The sequence below is a fragment of the Citrobacter freundii complex sp. CFNIH2 genome (genome assembly GCF_002880615.1).
In the GTDB taxonomy this organism is placed as follows: Bacteria; Pseudomonadota; Gammaproteobacteria; order Enterobacterales; family Enterobacteriaceae; genus Citrobacter_A; species Citrobacter_A amalonaticus_F.
In genome coordinates this window covers 443,966-468,531 of sequence record NZ_CP025757.1, presented here as the reverse complement: position 1 = coordinate 468,531, position 24,566 = coordinate 443,966, and the positions used below count along the sequence as shown (strand labels likewise).

General features: G+C 55.0%; 26 protein-coding genes and 1 tRNA gene. 10 read left to right on the top strand and 17 right to left on the bottom strand.

Annotated features, from left to right (window positions below):
- Positions 1–19 precede the first annotated feature (19 nt).
- Both WM46_RS02250 and rplY read left to right on the top strand, forming a co-directional pair.
- Positions 20–1,780, top strand: a complete 1,761-nt coding sequence (locus WM46_RS02250; RefSeq protein WP_102601299.1) for a DEAD/DEAH box helicase — start codon at positions 20–22, stop codon at positions 1,778–1,780.
- Between the two features lie 124 nt (positions 1,781–1,904).
- Complete coding sequence (gene rplY, locus WM46_RS02245; protein ID WP_043000095.1) at positions 1,905–2,189, top strand: 50S ribosomal protein L25; 285 nt, start codon at positions 1,905–1,907, stop codon at positions 2,187–2,189.
- A 51-nt stretch (positions 2,190–2,240) separates the two neighbouring features.
- Here rplY and yejK read toward each other — a convergent pair whose 3' ends face one another.
- Complete coding sequence (gene yejK, locus WM46_RS02240) at positions 2,241–3,248, bottom strand: nucleoid-associated protein YejK (RefSeq protein ID WP_044268661.1); 1,008 nt, start codon at positions 3,246–3,248, stop codon at positions 2,241–2,243.
- A 180-nt stretch (positions 3,249–3,428) separates the two neighbouring features.
- Between yejK and WM46_RS02235 the strand changes: the two genes are divergently transcribed.
- The 7 genes from WM46_RS02235 to narP all read left to right on the top strand — a co-directional run bounded on the left by WM46_RS02235 (position 3,429) and on the right by narP (position 9,400).
- Positions 3,429–3,656 (top strand): YejL family protein, encoded by a 228-nt coding sequence (locus WM46_RS02235; protein ID WP_102601298.1) that lies wholly within the window; start codon positions 3,429–3,431, stop codon positions 3,654–3,656.
- A 31-nt stretch (positions 3,657–3,687) separates the two neighbouring features.
- A complete protein-coding gene (gene yejM / locus WM46_RS02230; protein ID WP_102601297.1) occupies positions 3,688–5,448 on the top strand; it encodes an LPS biosynthesis-modulating metalloenzyme YejM in 1,761 nt (586 codons plus the stop codon).
- Positions 5,449–5,521: 73 nt separating this feature from the next.
- Positions 5,522–5,598, top strand: a tRNA-Pro gene (locus WM46_RS02225).
- 133 nt (positions 5,599–5,731) lie between these two features.
- On the top strand, positions 5,732–6,094 hold the full coding sequence (locus WM46_RS02220; RefSeq protein ID WP_044326632.1) for a GtrA family protein: 363 nt from the start codon (positions 5,732–5,734) through the stop codon (positions 6,092–6,094).
- Positions 6,091–7,038 carry a glycosyltransferase family 2 protein gene (locus tag WM46_RS02215; RefSeq protein ID WP_102601296.1) on the top strand — a complete coding sequence of 316 codons (948 nt, stop codon included), beginning with the start codon at positions 6,091–6,093 and terminating at the stop codon, positions 7,036–7,038. Before WM46_RS02220 ends, WM46_RS02215 begins: the two co-directional genes overlap by 4 nt.
- Positions 7,038–8,582, top strand: coding sequence for a DUF6056 family protein (locus WM46_RS02210; protein WP_102601295.1), 1,545 nt, complete (start codon positions 7,038–7,040; stop codon positions 8,580–8,582). Before WM46_RS02215 ends, WM46_RS02210 begins: the two co-directional genes overlap by 1 nt.
- Before the next feature lie 170 nt (positions 8,583–8,752).
- Entirely contained in the window at positions 8,753–9,400 is a 648-nt protein-coding gene (gene narP / locus WM46_RS02205; RefSeq protein WP_061074744.1) for a nitrate/nitrite response regulator protein NarP, read from the top strand.
- A 41-nt stretch (positions 9,401–9,441) separates the two neighbouring features.
- Here the strand turns inward: narP and WM46_RS02200 are convergent, their stop codons facing one another.
- From WM46_RS02200 to napF, 15 genes are all read right to left on the bottom strand, one after another.
- Positions 9,442–10,494 (bottom strand): cytochrome c-type biogenesis protein CcmH, encoded by a 1,053-nt coding sequence (locus WM46_RS02200; RefSeq protein ID WP_061074745.1) that lies wholly within the window; start codon positions 10,492–10,494, stop codon positions 9,442–9,444.
- Positions 10,491–11,048: a thiol:disulfide interchange protein DsbE gene (gene dsbE / locus WM46_RS02195; RefSeq protein WP_043000089.1), complete on the bottom strand. Its 558-nt coding sequence runs from the start codon at positions 11,046–11,048 to the stop codon at positions 10,491–10,493. The genes WM46_RS02200 and dsbE overlap by 4 nt, the downstream gene beginning before the upstream one ends.
- Entirely contained in the window at positions 11,045–12,988 is a 1,944-nt protein-coding gene (locus tag WM46_RS02190; RefSeq protein ID WP_102601294.1) for a heme lyase CcmF/NrfE family subunit, read from the bottom strand. The genes dsbE and WM46_RS02190 overlap by 4 nt, the downstream gene beginning before the upstream one ends.
- Positions 12,985–13,464, bottom strand: a complete 480-nt coding sequence (ccmE, locus tag WM46_RS02185) for a cytochrome c maturation protein CcmE (RefSeq protein WP_061074747.1) — start codon at positions 13,462–13,464, stop codon at positions 12,985–12,987. The genes WM46_RS02190 and ccmE overlap by 4 nt, the downstream gene beginning before the upstream one ends.
- Positions 13,461–13,673 carry a heme exporter protein CcmD gene (gene ccmD / locus WM46_RS02180; protein ID WP_043000086.1) on the bottom strand — a complete coding sequence of 71 codons (213 nt, stop codon included), beginning with the start codon at positions 13,671–13,673 and terminating at the stop codon, positions 13,461–13,463. Before ccmD ends, ccmE begins: the two co-directional genes overlap by 4 nt.
- A complete protein-coding gene (locus tag WM46_RS02175; RefSeq protein WP_102601293.1) occupies positions 13,670–14,407 on the bottom strand; it encodes a heme ABC transporter permease in 738 nt (245 codons plus the stop codon). Before WM46_RS02175 ends, ccmD begins: the two co-directional genes overlap by 4 nt.
- Positions 14,408–14,529: 122 nt before the next feature.
- A complete protein-coding gene (gene ccmB, locus WM46_RS02170) occupies positions 14,530–15,189 on the bottom strand; it encodes a heme exporter protein CcmB (protein ID WP_042317911.1) in 660 nt (219 codons plus the stop codon).
- Positions 15,186–15,806 carry a cytochrome c biogenesis heme-transporting ATPase CcmA gene (ccmA, locus tag WM46_RS02165; RefSeq protein WP_042317910.1) on the bottom strand — a complete coding sequence of 207 codons (621 nt, stop codon included), beginning with the start codon at positions 15,804–15,806 and terminating at the stop codon, positions 15,186–15,188. The genes ccmB and ccmA overlap by 4 nt, the downstream gene beginning before the upstream one ends.
- 23 nt (positions 15,807–15,829) lie before the next feature.
- The gene (gene napC / locus WM46_RS02160) at positions 15,830–16,432 is read right to left on the bottom strand and encodes a cytochrome c-type protein NapC (protein ID WP_046481706.1); all 603 of its coding nucleotides are present in this window, start codon (positions 16,430–16,432) and stop codon (positions 15,830–15,832) included.
- Between the two features lie 9 nt (positions 16,433–16,441).
- On the bottom strand, positions 16,442–16,891 hold the full coding sequence (gene napB / locus WM46_RS02155; RefSeq protein ID WP_061074749.1) for a nitrate reductase cytochrome c-type subunit: 450 nt from the start codon (positions 16,889–16,891) through the stop codon (positions 16,442–16,444).
- Positions 16,888–17,751 (bottom strand): quinol dehydrogenase ferredoxin subunit NapH, encoded by an 864-nt coding sequence (gene napH, locus WM46_RS02150; protein WP_061074750.1) that lies wholly within the window; start codon positions 17,749–17,751, stop codon positions 16,888–16,890. The genes napB and napH overlap by 4 nt, the downstream gene beginning before the upstream one ends.
- Positions 17,738–18,433, bottom strand: coding sequence for a ferredoxin-type protein NapG (gene napG, locus WM46_RS02145; protein ID WP_042317906.1), 696 nt, complete (start codon positions 18,431–18,433; stop codon positions 17,738–17,740). The genes napH and napG overlap by 14 nt, the downstream gene beginning before the upstream one ends.
- A gap of 6 nt (positions 18,434–18,439) precedes the next feature.
- On the bottom strand, positions 18,440–20,926 hold the full coding sequence (gene napA / locus WM46_RS02140; protein WP_061074751.1) for a nitrate reductase catalytic subunit NapA: 2,487 nt from the start codon (positions 20,924–20,926) through the stop codon (positions 18,440–18,442).
- Positions 20,923–21,186 (bottom strand): chaperone NapD, encoded by a 264-nt coding sequence (gene napD / locus WM46_RS02135; protein ID WP_043000078.1) that lies wholly within the window; start codon positions 21,184–21,186, stop codon positions 20,923–20,925. Before napD ends, napA begins: the two co-directional genes overlap by 4 nt.
- Positions 21,176–21,667: a ferredoxin-type protein NapF gene (gene napF / locus WM46_RS02130; protein WP_061074752.1), complete on the bottom strand. Its 492-nt coding sequence runs from the start codon at positions 21,665–21,667 to the stop codon at positions 21,176–21,178. The genes napD and napF overlap by 11 nt, the downstream gene beginning before the upstream one ends.
- Positions 21,668–22,077: 410 nt before the next feature.
- Between napF and eco the strand changes: the two genes are divergently transcribed.
- Positions 22,078–22,575 carry a serine protease inhibitor ecotin gene (gene eco / locus WM46_RS02125; protein WP_102603758.1) on the top strand — a complete coding sequence of 166 codons (498 nt, stop codon included), beginning with the start codon at positions 22,078–22,080 and terminating at the stop codon, positions 22,573–22,575.
- Between the two features lie 94 nt (positions 22,576–22,669).
- On the opposite strand, the gene mqo is transcribed toward eco, so the two are convergent.
- The gene (gene mqo, locus WM46_RS02120; protein WP_102601292.1) at positions 22,670–24,325 is read right to left on the bottom strand and encodes a malate dehydrogenase (quinone); all 1,656 of its coding nucleotides are present in this window, start codon (positions 24,323–24,325) and stop codon (positions 22,670–22,672) included.
- Positions 24,326–24,566 lie beyond the last annotated feature (241 nt).

The following is a 24,566-nucleotide window of genomic DNA, read 5'->3' as shown; positions in this document are numbered from 1 at the left end:
CGTTACGTATTGTGAGACCATGATTTTTACACTTCGCCCCTACCAGCAAGAAGCCGTGGATGCCACGCTCAACCATTTCCGTCGCCATCGCACGCCTGCGGTGATTGTGCTGCCTACTGGCGCCGGTAAAAGCCTGGTGATTGCCGAACTGGCGCGCGTCGCCAGAGGTCGCGTATTGGTACTGGCACACGTGAAAGAGCTGGTGGCGCAAAACCATGCCAAATACTGCGCGTTGGGGCTGGAAGCCGATATTTTTGCCGCCGGACTCAAGCGCAAAGAGAGCCACGGTAAAGTGGTGTTCGGTAGCGTTCAGTCCGTGGCTCGCAATCTGGACGCCTTCCAGAGCGAGTTTTCGCTGCTGATTGTTGATGAATGCCATCGTATCGGTGATGACGAAGAGAGCCAGTATCAGCAGATCCTCACCCATCTGAGCAACGCCAATCCCCACATTCGCCTGCTGGGGCTGACCGCTACCCCTTTTCGTCTGGGCAAAGGCTGGATCTATCATTTTCACTACCACGGTATGGTACGCGGCGACGATAAGGCACTGTTTCGCGACTGCATTTACGAACTGCCGCTGCGCTATATGATTAAGCACGGCTATCTCACACCGCCGGAACGCCTCGACATGCCGGTGGTGCAGTACGATTTCAGCCGCCTGCAGGCGCAAAGCAACGGTCTGTTTAGCGAAGCCGATCTGAACCGTGAGCTGAAAAAGCAGCAGCGCATCACGCCGCACATCATCAGCCAGATTGTTGAATTCGCCCAGACCCGCAAAGGGGTGATGATTTTTGCCGCCACCGTCGAGCATGCCAAAGAGATTGCCGGGCTGCTGCCTGAAGAGGATTCCGCGCTGATTACCGGCGACACGCCGGGTCCTGAACGCGATGAGCTGATAGACGCGTTTAAAGCCGAGCGTTTTCGTTATCTGGTCAACGTCTCCGTCTTAACCACTGGCTTCGATGCCCCGCATGTCGATCTCATTGCCATTCTGCGCCCCACCGAGTCAGTCAGTCTGTACCAACAAATTGTGGGCCGTGGCCTGCGTCTCGCACCGGGAAAAACGGACTGTTTGATTCTTGATTACGCCGGTAACCCGCACGATCTCTATTCTCCAGAGGTGGGGAGTCCGAAAGGCAAAAGTGATAATGTGCCGGTCCAGGTCTTCTGCCCGGCCTGCGGTTTCGCGAATACCTTCTGGGGCAAAACCACCGCTGACGGTACGCTGATCGAACATTTCGGCCGCCGCTGTCAGGGCTGGTTTGAAGATGATGAAGGACACCGCGAGCAGTGCGATTTTCGCTTCCGCTTTAAAAACTGTCCGCAGTGCAATGCCGAAAACGACATTGCCGCCCGCCGCTGCCGGGAATGCGATACGATCCTTGTCGATCCCGACGACATGCTGAAAGCCGCGCTGAAACTGAAAGACGCCCTGGTGCTCCGCTGTAGCGGCATGACGTTGCAGCACGGCCATGACGAGAAAGGCGAATGGCTGAAAATCACCTACTATGACGAAGACGGTGCGGACGTCAGCGAACGCTTTCGCCTGCAAACTCCTGCCCAGCGTACGGCATTTGAACAACTGTTTATCCGCCCGCATACCCGCACGCCAGGCGTGCCGCTACGCTGGATCACGGCGGCGGATATCCTCGCGCAGCAACCATTGTTACGCCATCCCGACTTTGTGGTAGCACGGATGAAAGGTCAGTACTGGCAGGTGCGGGAAAAAGTGTTCGATTATGAGGGACGCTTCCGTCGGGCACATGAATTACGCGGATAATCGTACTTTTGATTGATGTAACGGGCGTTTGAGTATAGAATCTCGCCCGCTTTTGCATACGCAAAGCAGATCACTTACCTGTTGCTGGGTCGCCTGTAGCAGGAATTATTAAAGAGAGATTTAAATGTTTACTATCAACGCTGAAGTACGTAAAGAGCAGGGTAAGGGTGCGAGCCGCCGCCTGCGTGCCGCTAACAAGTTCCCGGCAATCATCTACGGTGGCAAAGAAGCCCCGATTGCTATCGAACTGGACCACGATTCCATCATGAACATGCAAGCTAAAGAAGGTTTCTATAGCGACGTTCTGACCATCGTTGTTGACGGTAAAGAAGTAAAAGTTAAAGCTCAGGCTGTACAGCGTCACGCGTTCAAGCCGAAGCTGACTCACATCGACTTCGTTCGCGCGTAATCGCCAACAAGTTGAAGAAAACCCCGCTCCGGCGGGGTTTTTTTATGGCGTTTAATTACCGCCTGACGTACGACGCTGAAGCTGATCGCGCAGGTTCGGCGGCGTGCCTTTAATGGTCAACGTATCCGTTGCCGGATCCCAGAAAATACGCTCGCCCAGCAGCATCGCGTCAAAGTTAATGGTTAACCCGCCGCCGCTGCCAGCATATTTGGTCAGTTGGCGCAGCGTGCTGCGATCGGCCGGGAAGCTCTCTTCCAGTTCATAGCCCTTCTCTGCCGTAAATTCGCTAAAGCTCACTTCACTGACGCCAGAAAGCTCTTTTGACAGCGACTCCAGCTCAATCTCTTCACCGGCCTGAAGCTGCTCGTTGCAGTAGCTGTACACCTGCTGGCGCACGTTCTGACGCTCGGCCTTATCCAGTTGCGCTTCAGCGGTGAAGTCATCGACCGCCTGCAGCAGTCCACGGTTTTGCGCCTTAGCGTTAAGACCTTCGCTGGCCCCGAGGAAATCCATAAAGAAGTCGGCCACTTTACGCCCTACCCGCCCCTTCAGGAAGGTCAGATAACGGGTGGATTCCGGGTTGGTTTCCCACTCGGTCAGATCGATACGCGCGACGATATCCGCATGGTTGATATCCAGATAGTGCGTCGGGTTGATATCCAGATTCTCATTGACGCGCATGCTGCTTAAGTTGTTCAGCACCGCCACCAGTAAATACTCTACCGCCAGATAGCGATAGTGACAGAACAGCACAATGCCGCCGTCGGCAAACGGGTATTTGGCGAGCTCGTCACGCAAACGTCCGGTCGCCGCACGGCTAAAGGCGAGAAAATCCTCCTCACCCTGGCGCTGTAAGCGCAGCGCTTGCGCCAGTTCGCTCTCTTCGCTGAACAGACCATACGCTTTGTTTTTCGCGCTATAGACCCGATGCAGCTCAGCCATCATATCGACAACGGTGTTTGTCGGTTCCAGTAATGAATCGCGCAGGACCAGCTCAAGGTTTTGCTCATCACGCTTGATAAGCTGGTGCAGGGCAATCTGGTTGATATCCAGACTCATGATAAACTCTCCTTAAAGACCGGGCGGTATTCAACCACCACCGGCGAGGCGACGCAACAGAAGATGCTGCGCCGTTTTGCCTGTCGCACGGTAACGCGAATTATTGAGGATAAAAAAGCGGAAAAAAAACTGTTGCTACGGTAATATGTTGCCCTTTCATGAATAAACTGATTTCGATTTATGCCACAAATCTCCCGCTATAGTGACGAACACGTTGAACAACTGCTCACCGAGATGCTCAACGTACTGGAAAAACATAAGGCACCGACTGACCTTTCCCTGATGGTGCTGGGAAACATGGTCACCAACCTTATTAATACCAGCATTGCCCCGGCTCAGCGCCAGGCGATTGCGAACTCTTTTGCCCGCGCATTGCAGTCCTCGGTTAACGACGACAACGCGCACTAAAAGCCGACTTCGGGGAAACGAACGACAAGTTATGGTAACTCATCGTCAGCGCTACCGTGAAAAAGTCTCCCAGATGGTTAGCTGGGGGCACTGGTTTGCACTGTTCAACATTCTGCTGGCTATCGTGCTCGGCAGCCGTTACCTGTTTGTCGCCGACTGGCCGACAACGCTGGCCGGTCGCGTTTACTCTTATCTGAGTATCGTCGGCCATTTCAGCTTTCTGGTGTTTGCCACCTATCTGCTGATTCTGTTCCCGTTGACGTTCATTGTGATGTCCCAGAGGCTGATGCGTTTCCTGTCAGCCATTCTGGCGACGGCCGGAATGACGCTTCTGCTGATCGACAGCGAAGTGTTTACCCGTTTCCACCTGCATCTTAATCCCATCGTCTGGGAACTGGTGATTAACCCCGACCAGAACGAGATGGCGCGCGACTGGCAGCTGATGTTTATCAGCGTGCCGGTTATCTTGTTGATTGAAATGCTGTTTGCGACCTGGAGCTGGCAAAAATTGCGCAGCCTGACGCGTCGTCGTCACTTCGCCAAGCCGCTGGCCGCCTTCTTCTTTGTGTCATTTATTGCTTCCCATGTGGTCTATATCTGGGCGGATGCCAATTTCTATCGTCCGATCACCATGCAACGCGCTAATCTGCCACTCTCCTATCCGATGACCGCGCGCCGGTTTCTGGAAAAACATGGTCTGCTGGATGCGCAGGAGTATCAGCGCCGTCTGGTCGAACAGGGAAATCCAGAAGCGGTGTCCGTGCAGTATCCGTTGAGCGAATTACGCTATCGCGATATGGGCACCGGGCAAAACGTCCTGCTGATCACAGTCGATGGCCTGAACTATTCGCGCTATGAAAAGCAGATGCCTGCCCTCGCCGGATTTGCCGAGCAGAACATTGCTTTCACGCGACATATGAGTTCCGGCAACTCTACCGATAACGGTATTTTTGGCCTGTTCTATGGCGTGTCGCCGAGCTATATGGACGGGATTCTGTCCACCCGAACGCCCGCTGCGCTGATTTCGGCACTGAATCAGCAAGGCTATCAGCTGGGACTGTTCTCTTCCGACGGCTTTACCAGTCCGCTATACCGCCAGGCGTTGCTGTCTGACTTCTCGATGCCAAGCGTACAGACGCAGTCTGACGAACAGACCGCCAGCCAGTGGATTAACTGGCTTGGGCGTTACGCACAGGAAGACAACCGCTGGTTCTCGTGGGTTTCGTTTAACGGCACCAACGTTGACGACAGCAACCAGACTAACTTCGTTCGCCGCTACGCTCGCGCAGCGGGAGATGTTGATAAGCAGATCAACCGTGTGCTTGGCGCGCTGCGTGAGTCCGGCAAACTGGATAACACGGTGGTGATAATCACCGCTGGTCGCGGCGTTGCGCTGAGCGATGAAGAGAGAAACTTCGCCTGGTCGCGCGGCCACCTGCAGGTTCCGCTCATCATTCACTGGCCGGGGACTCCCGCGCAGCGGATCAACAGCCTGACCGATCACACAGACGTCATGACCACACTGATGCAGCGTCTGCTCCACGTCAGCACGCCTGCCAATGAATATTCGCAGGGGCAGGATCTGTTCAATGCCAATCGTCGTCACTACTGGGTAACGGCGGCCGATCTCAGTACGCTGGCGATCACCACGCCTGAAATGACGCTGGTTTTGAACAACAATGGCAAGTACCAGACTTACGATTTACGCGGCGAGAAGATTAAAGATCAGAAGCCGCAGTTGAGTCTGTTATTACAGGTGCTGACTGACGAGAAGCGTTTTATCGCTAACTGATTTATTATTAATCAGTTAGCTGGATGTCCCCTTGCATTCGGTGCGGAAAGCGGTAGTATTACCTCCCACAAGTCGGCACGTAGCGCAGCCTGGTAGCGCACCGTCATGGGGTGTCGGGGGTCGGAGGTTCAAATCCTCTCGTGCCGACCAAAATTCCCCTTAAGAACCAGCCTTTTATGGCTGGTTTTTTTTATTATTTCCATCCACCGGAATTGAATTCGATTCGAGTTATGGACGGAAATGATGTTACACTTCCGGTTTTGCACAGCCGACCTTATTGCTTATGTGGCATCACTTCATCAAGTACACCTCCGTAGGCGTGATCAACACATTGATCCACTGGATAGTTTTTGCTATCTGCATCTACGCCTTTCATACCCATCAGGCGCTGGCGAATTTCCTGGGCTTCAGTGTGGCGGTCAGTTTTTCTTTTTACGCCAACGCCCGGTTTACCTTTAAGCAATCGACCACAACGCGTCGCTATCTGCTGTATGTCGGCTTTATGGGCCTGCTCAGTATCCTGACGGGCTGGGGGGCGGAACAGTGCGGTTTCCCGCCGCTGGTGACGCTGGTCGCGTTCTCCGCCATTAGTCTCATTTGTGGCTTTATCTATTCCAGATTCATTGTATTCAAGGACGCACGATGAAAATTTCACTGGTCGTTCCTGTCTTCAACGAAGAAGAAACCATTGGCCTCTTTTACAAGACAGTGCGCGAATATGACGCGCTGAAAGGACATGATGTCGAAATTGTGTTCATCAACGATGGTAGCACCGACGCAACGGAATCCATCATCAACGCCCTCGCCGTTGCCGACCCGCTCGTTGTCCCGCTCTCGTTTACGCGAAATTTTGGCAAAGAACCGGCACTGCTCGCCGGGCTCGACAATGCCAGTGGCGATGCCGTCATTCCGATGGATGTTGATCTCCAGGATCCTGTCGAAGTCCTGCCGCACCTGATTCAAAAATGGCAGGAAGGGGCGGACATCGTGCTGGCTAAACGTTCCGATCGCTCCGTCGATAGTCGCCTGAAGCGAAAAACCGCCGAGTGGTTCTATAAGCTGCACAATAAAATCAGTACGCCGCATATCGAAGAAAACGTCGGCGATTTTCGGCTGATGAGTCGTGAAGTGGTGGATAACATTAAACAAATGCCAGAACGAAATCTGTTCATGAAAGGGATTTTATCCTGGGTTGGCGGCAATACTGACATCGTCCTCTACGCGCGCGGCACTCGCTGTGCCGGGAAAAGTAAATTCAACGGCTGGAAACTGTGGAACCTGGCACTGGAAGGGATCACCTCTTTTTCCACCTTCCCTCTGCGTATCTGGACCTACATTGGTCTGGCGGTTGCCCTGCTTTCTTTCACCTACGGCGCGGGAATGGTGATAGATACGCTTCTGTGGGGAAATCCCGTGCGTGGCTATTCTTCCCTGATTGTGTCAATCCTGTTTCTGGGAGGCGTGCAGCTTATTGGCATTGGCGTGCTGGGTGAGTATATCGGACGAATCTATGTCGAAACCAAGAAGCGGCCTCGATACATCCTGAAAAAACGTAAAACTGTGGACCACGATTCAGACAAGGATAACTGATGTTAAAGCATGTTAATAAAAGCATTCTTTTAATTGCCTTTTTTGCGGTATTTATCCTGGAGTGGTTCACCCCTATTCACTCCGATGATTACCGTTATGCCCTGCTTGGCATCTCATTTGATGCGCACCTGCATCACTACCTGACCTGGAGCGGGCGCGTGGTGGCTGATTTTGTCAGCTCGCTTTTGCTCACCACCGGCTCTCGCGGATTTATCTCAACCATGACCGGCCTTGTCGTCGTCGCGTTCTGCTATTTCATTGTGAAAACGCCGACGGGCACGCTGAAATGGAAAAAACATGACGCGCTGATTTTTACCCTTATTTTTCTGACCTTTTGGGTCGCTAATCCGAATATCGGACAAACGGTTTTCTGGATCGTTGGCAGCGCGAACTACCTGTGGACGAATCTGTTCGTCGCCGCATGGATCTGGAACCTGTACCGCATACAGCTCCAGCGCGAAGAGCGTACGCACGTTGGTATGCTGTTGCTCGGACTGTTGGCGGGCTGCTCCAATGAAAGCGTCGCGCCATTTGTCGTGGGTCTCGCCCTTCTGGCTATCGTGTACGATTACTGGCAAGCGAAACGCGTCTACGCGAACAAGGTCGCGTATTTTTTGTCCGCACTGGTGGGCGCCAGTATTTTGATTTTCTCGCCAGGCAATTTTATTCGCGCTCAGGGCGCCCATACCGTCTGGTACGATAAATCGCTCCTTGAAAGAATCACGATTCATCTGAGCGAGCGCTTCTTTAACCACCTGGCGCTGGTCTGGATTTCTTATGTCGTACTGGTCTTGCTCGCAATTCTTCTGTTCGTGGCGAAACGGCAAGGACATCGCATTAAAAGTGCGAATTTGGGTATGGTCGGGTTAATGCTGCTGGTGGGGCTGGGGACCTCTTTAATTATGGTGGCCTCCCCGTCGTATCCTGACCGGGTCATGCTGTCGACATTTTTATTTTTCCTGCTTGCCCTCTCGTTCCTTGCGCGGGAAGTCGTCACGGTAGCCGGACCGCGTGTCATGAAGGGAGTCTATGCCGTTACGGGCCTGATGGCTGCGGTATTCATCTGGTCATACGCCTTAATGTATGCCGCTTATACGCGCGTTTATGAGCAGGATTTTGTTCGTGTGAATATCGTTAAGCACCAACTCAGCCAGGGTCACAAGGACTTTACGGTGCCTGACTTCCACTTCCTGAAAATGCAAAACAGCGGAGGACATTTCGGTTTCTTTCACGATCCGCAGGTCTATGGCCGTTATTTTGGCGCAGGGAATGTGGCAAAGGAAAAAGTTAACTTCGACTATTCCGTACTCGTAAACGGTAAACAACAAGCCATCGATGACAATACCGTGGCCTGGTTCAATAACAGCGGCGATTTAATGCTGGTGAGCAAACATCCGTTAGCCGGTACCGTGCAGGTGAAGACTGAATCGTCCGACACGTCGCGTTCGCTTGCGCGCTTTACCGCCGCGAAAATTAACGATGAATACTGGTATTTCAGCGCCATCCCAAAAGCAGAAGTGACTCACGTCGCGCTGCTGCCCTGAATGCAAGAGCCTCTCATCGCGATGAGAGGCTCCCCCCTTTTCCCGACAGGTTTTACTTCTTACCCATGCGTAATCTGGGGTAATATTTCTCCCTCTTATCGATGCGGTGAATCTGGACGATTCGCGATCGAATAACAATAATGATTCTAATAAAATCTCGGGAGATAACTATGCCTGAAGCAACGCCTTTTCAGGTGCTGGTGGTAGATGACCACCCTCTTATGCGTCGTGGTATCCGTCAATTACTGGAGCTGGATCCGACATTTGAGGTGGTTGCCGAAGCGGGCGATGGCGCAACGGCGATTGATCTGGCAAACCGTCTCGATCTGGATTTAATCCTGCTTGATCTGAATATGAAAGGGCTGAGCGGTCTGGATACGTTGAACGCCCTGCGACGCGATGGGATCACGGCGCAGATTATCATTCTCACCGTTTCGGATTCGGCCAGCGACATCTACGCCCTGATTGACGCCGGCGCAGATGGCTATCTGCTGAAAGACAGCGATCCGGAAGTTCTGCTGGACGCCATTCGCACAGGCGCCAATGGCGGCAAGGTTTTCAGCGAACGCGTCAGTGATTATCTGCGCGAGCGCGAAATGTTTGGTGAGGAGGACGATCCGTTCAGCATGCTGACCGAGCGGGAGCTGGATGTTCTGCACGAGCTGGCACAGGGACTGTCCAACAAGCAGATTGCCTCGGTCCTCAACATTTCCGAACAAACCGTAAAAGTGCATATTCGCAACCTGCTGCGCAAGCTCAACGTACGCTCACGCGTTGCCGCGACTATTTTATTTTTACAAACCCGCGGATTACAGTGAATCAGCGACACCCGGCCGGAGCATTCAATCCGGCCGGGTGGTTACTCACTCTTAGGCGATAAGTGCTGCATCGCCTGCGCGATACTACGCTCAATCACCGCACGACGCGTATCGTTCGCCGGCAGCATCTTCAGCATCATCTCCCAGGCGGCAACCGCGTCGCCAAAACGTTCCTGCTCAAAGGCATTGAAGGCGTACATGCTCAGAACCCGCACATTAGCGTGATCGCTACGGACCAGTTCTCGCAGTAGCTCCCCTCCACGACGGTTATCATCAGGATCGGAAGAACGGGTCAGCGCCTCGGCATAGCCCAGCGCCGCATCGCTGTTCTTTGGATCGAGTCGATAGGCATTGGCATATGCTTCGGTAGCGGTACTGGCATTGCCGAGCACCATACCGATCCGCCCCAGCATGATCCAGCCTTCCACGTTCGTCGCATCACTTTGCAGACGAGTGCGTAGCCCCAGCGCCAGACGCGTCATCTCTTCCTCATCCAGCGGCTGTGCTTTTGGATCCAACGCGCGTTCCAGCAGTGCCGGGCTTTGTGCCGTCGCCATCTGCCAGATTTCCACTTGCTTATAGCTCCCGGTCTGGTAATAACTGACGGCCCCCACGATGACGGCAATCACAATCCCCGGCAGATAAACCGCCAACCCGGCTCGTTTACCCTCCGGTAACGCCATCTCATCCGGGAACACCTCCTGTTTCAGGCGTACCCGCCGACGCGAACGGGCAACGATAATCCAGCCTCCCGCGCCAATTGCCGCCACAGGAAGCACCCACAGCAGGACAGTCAGGGGGGTCAGCGGCGGATCATAGGTGACGAAGTTACCATAGCGCGCCACCATATAGTCGACGATCTCTTTCTGACTTTTCCCTTCCTGCATCAGCTCATAAACTTTCTGTCGCAGGTCGGTCGCAATCATCGAATTGGAATCCGCGATGCTGTTGTTCTGGCATTTCGGACAGCGCAGTTGTTCAGTCAACTGGCGGAACTGTTGCTCCTGGGTCTCATCCTTAAACTGCATCACATCAATGGTGGCCAGCGCATTGGCAGAAAACAGCAGCATCAACACACTCAGCAAAATTCTCATTGCCCGGCCTCCTTGCTGTATTTCTCCCACAGCGGCTTGATTTCACTCTCCCAGACGCGGGCGTTTAAATCCCCGGCATGGCGATAGCGAATAATGCCTTTACCGTCGATAAGGAAGGTTTCCGGTGCGCCATAGACCCCAAGGTCCAGACCCAGCATACCATCGCCGTCAAACAGGCTCAGCGCGTAGGGATTGCCCAACTCTTTCAGCCAGACGATGGCCTTCTGGCGATCGTCTTTATAATTCAGCCCCACCACGCGAATCCCCTGCGCCGACAGCTGGTTCAGATACTGATGCTCAGCGCGGCAGGTGGGACACCACGTCGCCCAGACGTTGAGTAAGACCGGTTTACCCTGAGTCAGCACGTCCGCCTCATAATGCTTACCGGGGTTCTCCAGCGACTCAAGCCGGAAGGTTGGTACCGGTTTGCCAATCAGCGCCGACTCCAGATTCGTCGGCGTATCGCCTTCAGCATTACGCGCCAGTTGCCACAGCAGCGCCGCGGCAATCACGAGAAAAATCACAAAAGGAATCAAAAGTACGTTGCGCTTCATACCGCCTCCGACACCGATTTTTGCGGTTGTACGCGTTTGCGATAACGCGGGTCAAACAGGCATAGCAGCCCCCCCAGCGCCATCAATATCCCACCCGCCCAGATCCAGCGAATAAACGGTTTGTAATACAGACGGACAGCCCACGCGCCGTTATCCAGCTCTTCACCGAGCGCGGCATACAGATCGCGGGTGATGCCACCGTCAATCGCCGCTTCCGTCATCATCGAGCTGGTGCTGTTGTAGAACCGTTTTTCGGCATGCAACGTCGCTTCCGCCTTGCCATCACGGGTCACGCCGATAATCGCCACACCACCGCGATAGTTTGGTCCGGTGATATCTTTCACTTCACGGAAGGTGAAGCGATATTCATGAATATCGACGCTATCACCGGCTTTCATGCGGACATCGCGCTCGACGCTGTAATTCTGGCTGAAGGCGATCCCGACAATCGTCACCGCCAGACCAACGTGCCCGGCCACCATTCCCCAGTAGCTAAGAGTTGTTTTCGTGCCACGCGAAATACGCTGCGCAAGCTCTGCCATCGCCAGTACAAACACCCAGCAGGCCATTGCCAGCCCGACCACCGTCATGGCAACAATCTTGTTCTCAAACAGCCACGGCAGCAGCAGAGAGAGCACAAAAGTGCTGACCAGCGCGATAACCAGCAGTCGTTGCAGTTTACGCGGTCGATCGCGTCCCCAGCGGACCAGCGGGCCAATGCCCAGCAGCAGGGCAAACGGCGCCATCAGCCAGGTAAACATGGTATTAAAGAACGGCTCGCCAATGGAGATGCTGCCCAATCCAAGCTGCTTATGCACCAGCGGCAGCAGCGTTCCGAGCAGCACCACCAGCATGGCGGCAATCAGCAGCACGTTGTTACCGAGCAGCAGCGATTCGCGTGACCAGAGCGCGTTATTCACCCGGGATCGAACCTTATGTCCTCGCGTAGCAAACAGCAGCAGCGAGCCGCCGATGACCAGCACCATGAAGGCCAGAATGAACATCCCGCGAGACGGGTCGGAAGCAAACGCATGCACCGACACCAGCACACCCGAGCGCACAAGGAACGTCCCCAACAGACAGAGCGAAAACGCGCAGATGGAGAGCAGCAGCGTCCACGCCTTGAAACTGCCGCGCTGTTCAGTGACCGCCAGCGAGTGCATCAGCGCGGTTCCCACCAGCCATGGCATAAACGAGGCGTTTTCCACCGGATCCCAGAACCACCAACCGCCCCAGCCCAGTTCGTAGTAAGCCCATGCCGAACCCAGCACGATCCCCAGCGTCAGGAAAACCCACGCGGCCAGCGTCCACGGACGAGAAAAACGGGCGAAAGTGCTGTCCAGGCGACCGCTCATCAGCGCCGCGATAGCGAACGCGAAGGCGACCGAGAAACCGACATAGCCCATATACAGCAGCGGCGGATGGAAGATCAGCCCAGGATCCTGTAGCAACGGGTTGAGATCGCGCCCTTCTATCGGGAAATTCGGCAGCGTGCGGGCGAACGGGTTGGAGGTAAACAGGATGAACAACAGGAAACCGACGCTGACCATCCCCATCACTGCGAGCACGCGGGCGACGATATCCAGCGGCATCCGCTGGGAAAACAGCGCGACGGCAAAGGTCCAGCCGCTCATCAGCAACACCCACAGCAGCAGCGAGCCTTCATGCGCCCCCCAGGTAGCGGCGACGCGGTACCAGACCGGCAGCTGCGTGTTGGAGTTACTGGCGACATAAACTACGGTGAAATCATTCACGACAAAGGCGTTGACCAGCACCAGAAAGGCACCCATAACGAGGATAAACAGCAGCCAGGAAAACGGTCTTGCCGACGCCATCATCCGCGCATCGCCACGCGCCACGCCCCACAGCGGATAGACTGAGAGTAACAACGCAACGCCCAGTGCCAGGCATAACAGCGCATTGCCAATTTCAGGCATCATGATGTTTTATCCTTATAGACGCTCTCCGGACGGCGGTGGTTTTCCTGCATCGCTTTTTCAACTTCCGGCGGCGTGTAGTTTTCATCGTGCTTGGCGAGAACTTCTTTCGCCTGAATATGGTTTTTCTCGCCGAGTTCCCCCTGCACCACCACGCCCTGCCCTTCACGGAACAGGTCCGGCAGAATGCCTTCGTAGGTAACATCCACAACGCCTTCGGCGTCATAGATGCTGAAATTCACCTTCAGCGAGTTGGGATCGCGCTTCACGCTACCGGGCATAACCATACCGCCCACCCGAAGGCGCTGGCCCACTTCCGGCATTTGCTGCGTTTCGCGCTTGCCGTAGAGAATCTCGCCTGGCGTATAGAACAGATCGATATTGGCGCGCAGCGCGTAAAGCACCAGCGTAATCGTCAGCGCTAACCCGACGAGCACGCCACAGGCAATCCATAAACGGTTCTTACGTCGAATATTCACGCCGCCTCCCGTTGTGTCTGCGCCGCACGCAGGCGGGCTTCACGCGCCCGTTGTCGGGAGACATCACGCAAAATCGCGCGATGCTGCGTCACGGTATGAATGACCAGTACCGCCAGCGGGATGACGCTCAGCGCCACGGCCAGCCAGACGTAAAAGGCGTAGCCGCCCATCGCAAAAAAATCACTCCAGGATGCAAATGCAGTGGTCATTGGCGGCCTCTTTTTAAGATCAGTTCACTCACCCACGGGCGACGTTTTTCCATTATCAGAATCAGGTTACGCATCCGCATCAGCGACAGCGTGATAAACAGCAGCAGATAGCCGATAATCGCCAGCCGCAGCGGCGTGCGCATGGCCGGGTCGATGCTTTGCTGCATACGGGTTGAGCCCTGATGCAGTGTGTTCCACCACTCCACCGAATAGTGAATGATCGGCAGGTTCACCACGCCAATCAGCACCAGGATCCCCGCCGCACGCCCCGCCATCTTACGGTCATCAAAGGCATGCCACAGGGCAATCGCGCCGACGTAGAGAAACAGCAGCACCAGTTCCGACGTCAGCCGCGCGTCCCACACCCACCAGGTACCCCACATCGGTTTACCCCAGGCCGAGCCGGTGACCAGCGCAATAAACGTAAACACCGCGCCAACCGGCGCCATCGCAGCCAGCGCCAGGTTTGCCATCTTCATCTGCCAGACCAGACCGATAAACGCCGCTACCGCCATTGAGGCATAAATCCCCATTGACCAGATCGCCGCCGGAACGTGCAGATAAATAATGCGGTAGCTCTGCCCCTGCTGGTAATCCGCTGGCGCAAAACCGAATCCCCAGATCCAGCCCGTAGCCAGAACCAGGACGCAGGCGACGGCCAGCCACGGCACAAAATAGCCGCAAAGCTGATACAGCCGTGGGGGCATAGCCAGTTGATGAAGTGTTTTCCACATAGTTCAGTCACCAGACTCAAACGAATAAAGTTACCGTCATGCCGGATAGCGGCTGATGCCTTATCCGACCTACATACTCTGCTCTTGTAGGCCTGATAAGCGCAGTGCCATCAGGCAACTCATTACTGCAAACTAATACGTAACGCTGCGGCCGTCGCAAAAGGACTCAACGTCGCGCTCCCCGCCAGTAACGCGCCCAAAATCGCCATGTATCCATCCACAGGAAGATGCATGGATGCCGCATCCATCGCGGCGGTCGCAAAAATCAACAACGGGATGGTCAACGGCAATACCAGTACGCTCAGCAATACGCCGCCGCGTTTTAGTCCGACCGTTAACCCTACCCCCGGTGCGCCGAGAAAGCTGAGCGTTGGCGTCCCCAACAGTAAGGTCAGCGCCATAATTTTCCAGCCGTAGATGTCCATCCCCAGCAGCAACGCCACCAGCGGAGAGAGGATCAACAGCGGCAGACCGGTGACCATCCAGTGGGCCATCACTTTTGCCAGCACCACCATCGGCAGTGGGATCGGCAGCAGCATCAGTTGCTCAAGGCTGCCGTCCTGCAGGTCATCGCGAAACAGTCGCTCCAGCGCCAGCAGCGAGGCCAGCAGCGCAGCAACCCAAATAATGCCCGGCGCAATGCGCGCCAGCAGCTGCGGTTCCGGCCCAATGCTCAGCGGGAACAGCGTAATAACAATCAGAAAGAACCACAGCGGGTTGGCAATCTCAGCGCTATGGCGAAAGGCAACGCGCAGTTCAAGACGGAAGATACGCCACATCATTGCCCTGCCCTCTCGTGAGTCAGCGCAATCCGGCGAATGCGGTCTGTAGCGACGTTCATCGGCTGGTGGGTGGTGAGGATGACAATCCCCCCCTCTTCGGTATGCTGCGCCATCCGCTGCGTCAGGCGTTCAACGCCGTTCACATCAATGGCGGTAAAGGGTTCGTCGAGGATCCAGAGCGTGGCGCGGGTCAGCCAGAGACGCGCCAACGCTACCCGGCGCTGCTGTCCGGCAGAAAGCTGGTTCACAGGGATATCTTCGTAACCGGCAAGGCCGGCCTGCGCCAGCGCCGCGAGACATTTTGCAATGTCGCCGTCCTGATGGAAAAAACGCAGGTTCTCCAACGCCGTCAGCCGGGTTTTGATCCCCGGCTGATGTCCAATCCACAACAAATTTTGATGGTAGCTGTCCCGCACACGATGTAGCGGTTGCTCCTGCCAGCACACCTCCCCGGCATCAGGACGAGAGAGCCCTGTCAGCAACCGCAACAGGGTGGTTTTCCCTGCGCCGTTGCCGCCGGTGACCTGTATCCACTCCCCTGCGTTGACCTGGAACGACAAATCGCTAAACAGGACTCGTTCATCCCGCTCACAGAGGAGCTTTCTGGCTTCAAGCATACTACCCACTCATTATCATCCCGTCAGAAGCCCGGTTTGACTTCACGCATATCGGGGAGCTTGTGCGCAATCCCCTTATGGCAGTCAATACAGGTTTGCCCGTCTTTCACCGCCTGATCGTGCATTTTCGCGGCGACGCTCTTCTGGGCCGTTAAGTCCATGAACTCAAAGTTGTGACAGTTACGACACTCCTGAGAATTGTTATCTTTCATTCTTCGCCATTCATTCTGCGCCATCGTCAGACGATGCGCTTCGAACTTCTGCGGTGTATCAATAAGTCCCAACGCTTTTGCGTACAGTTCTTTACTGGCCTTGATCTTGCGGATCATTTTCGGCACAAACTCGTGCGGTACGTGGCAGTCAGGACAGGTCGCACGCACACCGCTACGGTTGTTGTAGTGCACGGTTTCCATGTATTCCTGATACACGGTATTGCGCATTTCGTGGCAGCTAATGCAGAACTCTTCGGTGTTGGCCTTTTCCATCCCGGTGTTAAACCCACCCCAGAAAATAATCCCGCCGACGAACCCGATTAACAGCAGCGTACCCAGCGCCAGACGACTGGGGCGACGCCACCATTGCCAGAGGCGCTTAATCCGGCCTGGTTTACGGTTAGAATTTTCCATAATGACCTCTTATTTCCCGTAACCTTTCGATGGGGTAAAGCTGTTACCCACAATCGGCGGGGCGTCAGTCTGCGGCACATGGCACTGCAGGCAGAAGTATCGACGCGGCGCCACTTCGGCCAGCACTTTGCCGTCGCTGTCCATAAAGTGCGTCGGACTAATACGCGGCGCACCGGTGGTACGATAGCTTTCAACGCCGTGGCATTGCAGGCAGCGGTTGGTGTTGGTGGTCACCTGGTAACCATCGACGCTATGGGGAATCATCGGCGGCTGATTCACGTAGTTCAGCGGCATACGTTCTTGCTCTTTGTGCATACGAATCGCCCCTTCCTGTGTCCCCGACACTTCCGGAGACTGGCTAAGATCCACTCCGTTTGCCGCCCAAACCGCACCGCTCACCACCAGGGCCAGCAGGGCTGTCCATTGACACAGCGCTTTCTTCAGGTCATGGCTTTTCATGATTTCGCTCCCGAACTCCATCGTGTAGTTATTGTAAATACGTCCTCAGAACAGACATCCACGCAGCGACCGCAGGCCATGCAATCGCGGCTGGTGACCTGTACCGGGCTTTGCTCATCCAGCACCGGGGCACGTAATACATGCGGTTCCGGGCAAACATGAAAACAGTCCATACAGCGGTTACATTTCTGTCGGTCTTTTGCCGCAACGGTTAATACGCCCTGGCTACCCAGCACGCCATACAGTGCGCCTAAAGGACAAAGATGCCCGCACCAGCCGTGTTCAACGACCAGCAAATCAAATAAAAACAGAGCGATAATCAGCAGTGCGCCGCTACCGAATCCCATTACCAGGCTACGCCCCAGCAGTGAAACAGGGTTAATCCATTCCCACAGTAGCGTCCCGGTCAGTGCTGAACCCACCAGCACGACAACCAGAAGTACGTACCGTATATGACGTGGAATGGTTGCGGACTGATTCAGGTCAAACCTTCTGCGTAGCCAGGCCGCAAAATCGGTAATCGGGTTCAGTGGGCAGACCCAACTGCAAAACAATCGCTTTCCTGCCAGAGCGTACAGCGCCGTAATAATCGCCGCGCCCGTAAGCCCTACCGCTGCGGGCAGATGACCGCTCGCCAGGCTTTGCAGGGTAATCAACGGATCCGTCAGCGGGATCGACTCCAGCAGCAGGCTGCTGCTGTAGTTCCCGTGCAAGATCCACACGCCAAACCACGGGCCGCTCAGAAACATCCCCAGCACCATAAACTGACTGAGACGGCGGAAAATCAGCCAGCGATGACTCCGCCAGAGGCCTTTTTTCGCCTGCGCTTCACGCCCGGCGTCACGTTTACGATTTGCCATCGTTCCCCTCCAGCCAGCCGAAGCGGTAATGGTGACCCAACTCCCCTTTCGCCAGCGCCAGCGGCAACACTTTTATTGCCGGCTGCTCCAGCACGCAGACTTTTTCACATTTCCCGCAACCCGTGCAGGCGTCGCTGTGAACGGTCGGGATAAATCGCGCATGTTTGCCGGTTCGCATGTTGCGATCCAGTTCCAGCGTGATGGCCTCATCGATTTTTGGGCATTCGCGATAACAGACGTCACAGCGTAATCCCTGGAAGTTCAGGCAGTTTTCCTGATCCAGCAGAACCGCCAGTCCCATCCGCGAATCGTCAATGGAGGCAATCTCCCGGTCCAGCGCCCCACTGGGGCAGACTTTGGCGCACGGAATGTCTTCGCACATTTCGCAAGGAATATCGCGGGCAACAAAATACGGCGTACCCGCCGACAACCCTGATGCAAGCGTCGCCAGTTTTAAGGTGTCATACGGACATGCCTGAACGCACTGCCCGCAGCGCACACAGGCGCTGGCAAAGGCGTTCTCGTTCACGGCCCCAGGCGGGCGCAACCGCACGCCCGTAGCGCGTGCGGTCTGCTGCTGTAACCCCAGCGCCACGCCAACGGCAGCCAGCCCACCCGCTGTGCGAACAACATCGCGCAGAAAGCGGCGGCGGCCATTTTGGGGTTTCGCTGACCTGGACATGGCGTGTTACACCTTCGCCAGTTTCACGGCGCACTTCTTGAAATCCGTCTCTTTAGAGAGCGGATCCGTCGCATCCAGCGTCAGGTTATTCACCAGCTGTGCGGCATCGAAGAACGCCATGTAGACCAGCCCCTGCGGCGGACGGTTACGTCCACGGGTTTCAACAATGGAAATCACCTCGCCACGACGTGAGATCACTTTGACCTTGTCGCCACGGCGCATATCCCGTTTTTTCGCATCTAACGGATGGATAAACAGGACCCCTTCCGGGAACGCGCGGTGCAGTTCCGGCACGCGGCGCGTCATACTGCCGGTATGCCAGTGCTCGAGCACACGCCCCGTGGAAAGCCACAGGTCGTACTCGGCATCCGGCGATTCTGCGGCCGGTTCAAACGGCAGCGCGAAGATCACCGCTTTACCGTCTGGCTTACCGTAGAACTTGTAGCCTTCACCCGCTTTGACGTACGGATCGTGACCTTCGCTGTAGCGCCATTGCGTCTCTTTCCCGTCAACCACCGGCCAGCGCAGACCGCGCGCCTTGTGGTAGTCATCGAACGGGGCGAGATCGTGACCGTGTCCGCGCCCAAACCAGGCGTACTCTTCAAACAGCCCTTTTTGCAGATAGAAGCCCAGATCGCGGGATTCGTCGTTAAGCTGATCCTCTTTCAACTCCGTCAGCGGGAACTTGCTTACCGCCGGGGTCGCAAACAGCACGTCATACAGGGTTTTGCCGCGCAGTTCCGGTTTCTGTGCCAGCAGTTCTTCGGGCCAGACCTCTTCCGTTTTGAAACGACGTGAGAACTGAACCAACTGCCACAGGTCGGATTTCGATTCGCCCGGTGCTTTAATCTGTTGACGCCAGAACTGGGTACGACGCTCGGCGTTACCGTAAGCCCCTTCTTTCTCTACCCACATTGCGGTTGGCAGGATCAGGTCCGCGGCCAGCGCGCTGACGGTCGGATAGGGATCGGAGACAATGATAAAGTTGCGCGGATCGCGCCAGCCCGGCAGACGATCTTCATTGATGTTCGGACCGGCCTGCATATTGTTGGTACACATCGTCCAGTAGACGTTCAGCTTGCCGTCCTTCAGCGCCCGGTCCTGAGCAACCGCATGGAGACCGATTTTCGCCGGAATCGTCCCGGCCGGGATATTCCAGTGCTTTTCACAGATCTCACGGTGTTTTTCGTTGGTGACCACCATGTCCGCAGGCAGACGGTGAGCAAAGGTTCCCACTTCACGCGCGGTACCACAGGCAGAAGGCTGACCGGTTAACGAGAACGGTCCGCAGCCCGGCTGCGCAATTTTGCCGGTCAGCAGGTGGATGTTGTAGATCAGGTTGTTGGCCCACACGCCGCGCGTATGCTGGTTGAAGCCCATCGTCCAGTAGGAGATGACTTTCTTGTTCGGGTCGGCATACAGCTTCGCCAGTTGCTCCAGCTGATCTTTCGGCACGCCGGTCATTTCAGCGGTTTTATCCAGCGTGTACTCCGCCACAAACGCTTTGTAGTCTTCAAAGCTCATCGGCTCGGAGGCGTCAGAACCTGGGTTTTTCGCGGCTTTTTCCAGTGGATGCGTCGGACGCAGGCCATAGCCGATATCCGTTGCCCCTTTGCGGACGTTAACGTGCTTGCTGAAGAAGTCCTGGTTAATCGCGTTGTTCTGGATAATGTAGTTAGCGATGTAGTTGAGGATCACCAGGTCAGACTGTGGCGTAAACACCATCCCGTTGTCCGCCAGCTCAAAGCTACGGTGCTGGAAGGTGGACAGCACGGAGACGTTAACATTCGGATCGGAGAGACGACGGTTGGTGATGCGCGACCAGAGGATCGGGTGCATTTCCGCCATGTTGGCGCCCCACAGAACAAACGCATCGGTATGCTCGATATCGTCGTAGCAGCCCATCGGTTCGTCCATGCCAAAGGTACGCATAAAGCCTACCACCGCTGACGCCATACAGTGACGCGCGTTCGGATCGAGGTTGTTCGAGCGGAAACCGGCTTTAAACAGTTTAGAGGCAGCGTACCCTTCCCAGATGGTCCACTGACCGGAGCCAAACATGCCGACAGACTCCGGGCCTTTCTCTTTCAGTGAGGTTTTAAACTTCTCTTCCATCACATCGAAAGCCTGATCCCAGCTTATCGGCGTAAATTCACCGTCTTTGCTGTACTTACCGTCTCTCATACGCAGCAGCGGCTGCGTTAAACGGTCCTCTCCGTACATAATTTTGGGCAGGAAATAGCCCTTGATGCAGTTCAGACCACGGTTAACCGGGGCTTCCGGATCGCCCTGACAGGCGACAATACGCCCCTGCTGAGTTCCGACCAGAACGCCACAGCCGGTACCACAAAAACGGCACGGGGCTTTATCCCACTTAATGGCTTCCTGTTGACCGACAACTGCGCGGGCAACGCCCGGCACGCTTAGCCCGGCAGCCGCCGCAGCGGCCGCAACGGCGTTAGCTTTCATAAAGCTACGACGACTGAGTTTCATGGTGTTTCCTCACCTTGTTCTTCCTGCTGGTGATAAACCAGCGACACCGCCAGCACGCCCGCAACGTTGCGTACCGACTCAATTGTTTGCATCAGCGTTTCGCTGTGTTCTGCTTCAACCACGGCAATCATCTGACCGCTTTGCTCGTCGCTTACGGCCACTTCGCAGCCCGGCAAAGCATTTAACTGCGTGCTGATATCCTGTACCTGTTCGCCTTTGGCCTGAACAATCAGGCTGCAGACCTGCCAGTTAATGTGCATGGTTATACTCCGCGGTAATGGCTGACACCGGGCAACTGGCGACGCACGCGCCGCATCCGTTACAGTTCTGGTTATCGAGTTGTGGCTGATAAATGCCGGACAACGTTGGGCGAAACAGGATCGCCTGCGGTTCACAGCTATCCTGACAGCGGCGGCACTCTACGGACTGATACGCCAGACACGCTTGCCCAATGGTGAAAATCAGATCCCATGCCCTGGTGTGGCGCGGAGAAAAGAGAGATTCGGGGCAAGCCTGCGCACAGGCGTAGCAGAAGGTGCATTCGTTTTGTTGGAAATTAACGCTCGGATAGCCACCCGGACCACGCTGCAAAACATCGTGTTCACAAGCCTGAATACAGGCGTCGCAACGGGTGCACTGGGACAGAAACTGAGAGGCTTCCATGCTCCATGGCGGACGGATCCCACGGTTGGCATTACGCCAACTGCCAGTCAGTATGCCTCGACGGGATAGATCAACCATGGCATCGCCCTTCCATAAACGACGCTCCCCCGGCTGGGTGAACGACAATAAAAACCGTGTTACTACTAAGTCATTATTATGATCGGTAAGATAGTAAAGGATGGGTTCCAGGTGCATACCCCAATCGGGGTAAAACCAGTGGTTGGATCAAAAGAGTGTTAATGAAGCTTGTCAGAATGTGCTTCTCCGCACATATCAAAGGGTTATGTAATATTTTATATATCGAAATGACCGTCAGGATAATCACTCATACCCAAAGGTAAAAAACAGAATAAATGACTACTCATTTTATACAATCACAACCAATGAACTTTAAAAATACGTAAAGACAGATCAATGACTCTGGTGAACATGTTAATCTGCCGTGAAATCGTTCATAAGATAAAAAAGGAAAACCTGTGAACTCAAAAATGAAGACAATGGTCCCTGCCGTTTTGTTCGCTGCCTTCGCCAGCACCTCTGCGTGGGCGGCATCCGCTGAGACTAACCCGCAACCACTGGAAAAAATCGCCCCTTATCCGCAGGCGGAAAAAGGAATGAAACGCCAGGTTATTCAGCTACCCCATCAGGAAGATGAATCTACTCTGAAAGTGGAACTGATGATCGGCCAGACGCTGGAGGTTGACTGCAACCAGCATCGTCTGGGAGGGGAACTGGAAAGCAAAACGCTGGAAGGCTGGGGCTATGACTACTACGTCTTTGACAAAGTTACCTCCCCGGTCTCGACCATGATGGCCTGCCCGGACGGCAAAAAAGAGCAGAAATTTGTGACCGCATATCTGGGTGATGACGGCATGCTGCGTTACAACAGCAAGTTGCCAATCGTGGTGTATACCCCGGCAAATGTTGATGTGAAATTCCGCATCTGGAAAGCGGAAGACAACGTGCAGAACGCGGTAACGCGATAAGTCGCTAATGATGCCGGATAGCGGCGTACCGCCTTATCCGGCCTACAGGAACTAAACGTAGGCCGAATAAGCGCAACGCCATCCGGCAATGCGGTTACAGTGCGATATCGGCGACTTCTTTACGCGCGGGCTGAGCCTGAGGCTTGAGCTGCGCTTTCGGTGGGATATCTACCGTTTGCGGCTTGTCATATTTCAGTCCCAACACTTCACTGGTGTATTGCAGTTCCTGTTGCGTCGCCTCAACGTTGCCGTTCAGTTTTGTACCGTAAGACGGAATAATCGTTTTCAGCTTCGCCTGCCATTGCGGCGTATTCACCTTATCTTTAAAGACGGTTTCCATCAGGTGGAGCATGATCGGCGCCGCAGTGGATGCGCCCGGTGATGCGCCCAGCAATGCGGCAACGGTCCCCTCTTTGTCGCTCACCACTTCCGTCCCCAGACGCAGCACGCCCCCTTTGTCTTCATCACGCTTGATGATCTGGACGCGCTGGCCCGCCTGCCACAAACGCCAGTCCGCTTTCTTCGCCTGCGGATAGTACTCTTTCAGCGCGTCGAAGCGGTCATCATCGCTCAGCATCACCTGGCTAATCAGGTATTTCACCAGATCGAAGTTATCCATCCCGACGTTGACCATCGGCATGAAGTTGGAAGGCGTGGTTGAACTCAGCAGATCCCACAGTGAACCATTTTTCAGGAATTTGGTGGAGAAGGTGGCGAACGGCCCAAACAGCACGACGCGTTTGCCGTCCAGAATACGGGTATCGATATGCGGAACCGACATCGGTGGCGCCCCGACGGAAGCCTGGCCGTACACTTTCGCCAGATGGCGATTCACTACGTCCGGGTTTTCTGCGACCAGGAACTGACCGCCGACCGGGAAGCCCGCATACTCTTTGGCTTCCGGAATACCGGTTTCCTGCAGCAGTTTCAGCGCTGCGCCGCCCGCGCCGATAAAGACGAATCTGGCTTTGATTTTATGTTCCGCTTCGCCGTTTTTCAGATCGACGACGGTCACCGTCCAGGTGTTGTCGTCGTTATGTTGAAAACCCCGAACTTCAGTGCTCAACTCCAGTGCAAAGTTAGGTTTTTTCTGCAACGAAGCAATCAGTTGACGCGTAATTTCGCCGTAGTTCACGTCCGTTCCCATTTCAGTACGCGTGGCGGCGACTTTCTGTTTCGGATCGCGCCCTTCCATCACCAGCGGCGCCCACTCTTTGATTTGCGCGTGATCTTCGGAATAGCGCATACCACGGAACAGCGTGCTCTGCTGCAGTGCCGTATAGCGAGCGCGCAGGAAGTTAACGTTCTCATCACCCCAGACAAAGCTCATGTGCGGGACGGTGGTGATGAAGGCGCGCGGGTCGTGCATCACGCCGTTCTTGACCTGATGGGCCCAGAACTGACGGGAAATCTGGAAAGCTTCGTTAATTTCGACTGCCTTTTCGGTACTGATACTTCCGTCGGCTTTCTTCGGCGTGTAGTTCAGTTCCATCAGCGCGGAGTGCCCGGTACCGGCGTTGTTCCAGCCGTTTGAACTCTCTTGCGCGACACCGTCCAGGCGCTCCACCATGGTCATCGACCAGTCGGGTTCCAGTTCCTGTAGATAAGTTCCCAGTGTGGCGCTCATGATGCCGCCGCCGATCAACAGTACGTCCGTCTCCTGCTCTTCCGTCGCTTTCGCTTTTGCCGCCATCGAGACAGCATTCAGCCCTACGGCCATCGAGAAGAGCATGGCAGTCACTTTTTTCATATTGTTAATGCCTTACTTTTAGTATCGTTTTTTTGCTTTTTGCAGGTGAAAATCGAGCGGCACCAACGTTAACATTTCAGCAATAATATTTAAATATTGTTTATAAATTATATTAAGATTTTAAAACGTTAAAAATACGTTGAATCTTTATAGGGTTATTCGCAATATTTTCTGGAAACAGACGCTCCAGAAAGGTACTATGCGGCGCTTTGTTATTCACCGCACGGACGCCTGTCGGTCT